Origin of the sequence: Stieleria sedimenti, from assembly GCF_025060895.1 — a bacterium.
Taxonomy (GTDB): Bacteria; Planctomycetota; Planctomycetia; order Pirellulales; family Pirellulaceae; genus Stieleria; species Stieleria sedimenti.
Window position 1 is genome coordinate 1 of record NZ_JANZKV010000293.1, and the last position, 3186, is coordinate 3186.

At 59.1% G+C, this 3186-nt stretch carries 3 protein-coding genes; all 3 read right to left on the bottom strand.

What is annotated here, in order from left to right:
• Window positions 1-54: 54 nt before the first annotated feature.
• The 3 genes from NZK35_RS30795 to NZK35_RS30805 all read right to left on the bottom strand — a co-directional run bounded on the left by NZK35_RS30795 (window position 55) and on the right by NZK35_RS30805 (window position 3065).
• Window positions 55-1317 (bottom strand): MFS transporter, encoded by a 1263-nt coding sequence (locus NZK35_RS30795; protein ID WP_259636373.1) that lies wholly within the window; start codon window positions 1315-1317, stop codon window positions 55-57.
• Window positions 1318-1371: 54 nt separating this feature from the next.
• Window positions 1372-1701, bottom strand: coding sequence for a DUF427 domain-containing protein (locus NZK35_RS30800; RefSeq protein WP_259636374.1), 330 nt, complete (start codon window positions 1699-1701; stop codon window positions 1372-1374).
• Between the two features lie 77 nt (window positions 1702-1778).
• Entirely contained in the window at window positions 1779-3065 is a 1287-nt protein-coding gene (locus NZK35_RS30805; RefSeq protein WP_259636375.1) for a lysophospholipid acyltransferase family protein, read from the bottom strand.
• Window positions 3066-3186 lie beyond the last annotated feature (121 nt).

Genomic DNA, 3186 nt, shown 5'->3' on the forward strand with positions numbered 1-3186 from the left:
AGCGTCCGGGCACCTCCGCTTATCTTAGCCTAGCGGTATTGGGCTTCAGCCCCTTCAGCCCAACCGTCCGGGCGAACCGAGCTTCTGATGCCAGCGGAACACAACCGTTGCGATCAACCCCGTGATGGCGAACGACGTGACCGCCGCAAACAGGTGTCGATGTCCCATCTCGCCCGGCGATCGATCGAGCAGCCAGCCCATCAGCGGCCCCATGAAGACGTCGGGCGTGTAACCGATGACCGACACGATTCCGACCGCCGTGCCGGTGCGTTCCATCGGCACGCAACCTTCTTCCATCAGCGCAAAGTACAACCCGCGAAGCGCGAATACGGCGGCACTGGTGGTAACCAGCGTGGCAAAGAACAGCAGCATCGCTCCGGGCGGCAGCAAGCCGGCGGCCAGCGAACCGGTTCCCACGGCAATCGCGGCAAAGCACACCAGCGTTGATTTGGAAACGCCAAATCGATCGGCAATCAACCCGGCGAGAACAGCCGCCGGTGGCCGCATCCACATCGACACCGTGCCGATTTTCGCCGCCTGCACTTCATCGAATAACAACACTTCTTTGGCGTACAGCGACACGTCATCGAGCCCCTTGTACGCCACGTACGCGCAGACAACGATGATCGCCTGCAACCAAACGGCGGGCATTCGCAGCACCGCCCCGATCCCGGCGTCCGCCCGGGCTGGTTGCGTTCGCCCGCTCGGCGACGAAACCCGTTGCGGCAAGGCGAACCACAGTAAGACTGCAGAGAAAACGGTTACCGCCGCAAACAACAGCACCACCTTGCCAAACGCTTGGGACCGTTCGGCCAAGGTTGCCACCTGCACGTCGGCGGGGATCAATGCGGCAAATAACCCAACCGACAAACTGGCGATCACGGCGGCGATCAAGCCGCGGCCCCCGTCCAGGATCCCGAACGCCCGTCCCGGCATGGCGCGTGCCAATAATCCGTCGGCACCCCACTGCCGCGTCGCCCGAATCAGGGGCGACCAAAACAGCAAGATCGTGGTCAACCCCCAAAAACCGTATAAAGACTTCAACACGTTGGGCGAAGGGATCGTGGCCATCACCAAACCGCCGACGGACGTTGCCACCAGCGCGATCACCATCAGTTTTCGCGCGTCGAAACGATCCGCCAACGGACCGCCGGGAAAGTAGGCCAGCATCGCAACGACGCCGTAGATCGAAAACGCCATCCCCAACTGCAAGTTGCTGATTCCGAACACATCCAGCAACGTCGGCCGGAAGATTCGCGGCAACACGAAGGGCAGAAAAAACACGGCCTCGCCGGCAGTCACCAACGCAAGCATCATCACGAATCTGCGAAACGATGTCGGAGCAACCGGATCTGCCGCTGAATCAATCAACTACTTGATCTCGCACTCGGCCCCGTCGGGCGTCTGGTCTGCGCCGCCTCCATCAACCACAACGCCTTTCCAAAACGCATAGCGGCCGCGAATGTTCTCCGCCTGAGGCTTTGGATCGGGATAGTACCAAGCCGCATTCTCGTTGACCTGGCCGTCCACCTCAATGCTTTTGTAACTAGCGACGCCTTTCCATCCGCACGTCGTCTGGTGATCGCTGGAGCGCAACCGCGACGCATCGACGCTTTCGGCCGGGAAATAGTGATTCCCTTCCACCACGACCGTGTCGTCGCTCTGGGCAATGATCGTTCCGTTCCATTTGGCAGTCGCCATGTTGGTTGTCCTCCGCTCGTCCGGTGCGTGTCTGTCAATTCACGATTATACCGACACGTCCAGCGCCCTCGGCGTTTTCAGTCATCCATCACCGAACCGCAGCCCACCTCAAGCTGCTTGAGCATCGAGCGGACGGATGTTTCGAGCATGCCGGTGACGGCTTGAACCGTTCCCCGTTTGTCCGCCGCATAGGCCGACGCGTGATCTTTCAAGTCGATCGGCTGCCCCACTTTCACGCACGCCTTCCTGGGGCCCCAGAACTTTCGCTCTTTGCAGACCTCCATCTCCAACAAGCACAAGACGTCTAAAAACCTCTCGAACGTCATCGATTCTGCGACGTAGCCGTCGTGCAACGCGACAAATTGCAACAACTGCCAAAGTTCGTCGTAGTACTTGCGCGCCAGTTGTTGACGCTGGACCGCCAGCTGCTGCTCGTACTCCGACCCACTCGGTTCCTCGTGAACGATCCTGTCGACGGCGTTGAACAGCGAGCGAATCCGGTCCAACAGAGATTGTTTGGTGGTCGCGGAGATCCCCAACTGCTGTTCCAGTTGGCAGATCGCGTACAGCTTTAGATTCTCCGCCCGATCGCTCAGATCGCTGTCGGGGGCCGGTTGAACGCCATGTGTTTTTTCATTCGCCGCGACGACCGCTTCGACGACCCGCCTGAGACGCGCATGCCGTGTCGCCTGCGATGGACCATCCTCGATTGCCAGCTTTGATTCCAACCTCGCGAGCGACGCGTCAATTTCGTCGTGCATGTCGCGAAGATAAACGTACTTGATGGCGATCGGAATACAGTAGAGGCTGGCTTGATCGTCTTCCTTCTTCGCGTCCTCATACCCTTTGAACGCGAGCTGGAAGACGCCCTGTTGAAACGGCATGACGACGCTGTTTTGCCAGACCGTCTCGCCTTCGGGAAAGATGACCAGCCAACGCTTACCGGCCGCCAACAGCTTCCGCGTCATGCTGAACGAGGGGCGATCGACCGAGCCGCGGATGATCGAGTACACACCCATCCGCGGCATCAGCATCCGGTTGATCCACGATTGCTGAAACAATTCCATCGCCGCGACGTAGTTGTAACTGTCCCCGAGCAGTTTTGACAAATACATGATGATGTGTGGCTCGAACCCTCCCGAATGGCTGGGAGTCACCAGACATCGCTCGCCCTTGAGCTGCCGCAATCGTTCCAAATCGTCGTCGCTGATCTCAATCTCGGTGACGCGCAACTTTCGCCGAATCGAAGACCGGATCCCCATCTGCACCAGCCAGATCACCAAGCGGTTGCTGTTGGGAGGGTAAAACGTAAACGGCTGCGGACGTGCACGTGAATCCGTCGTCGAAGGGGCTTGCAAATTCATGGCGGTTTTCTCGTCGACACTCAGCATTTCCAGAACACAACGCCTGATAGCTTAGTGTCTGAGCCGCGGAAAAGGGGGCAGGTGCGATTGGCACGGGTATAAACGTTGGTGTGCAGGCTTT

Coding starts and splice junctions, on each gene's coding strand:
- NZK35_RS30795 (WP_259636373.1), bottom strand. CDS start 1,317: ATGATGCTTGCGTTGGTGACTGCCGGCGAGGCCGTGTTTTTTCTGCCC.
- NZK35_RS30800 (WP_259636374.1), bottom strand. CDS start 1,701: ATGGCGACTGCCAAATGGAACGGAACGATCATTGCCCAGAGCGACGAC.
- NZK35_RS30805 (WP_259636375.1), bottom strand. CDS start 3,065: ATGAATTTGCAAGCCCCTTCGACGACGGATTCACGTGCACGTCCGCAG.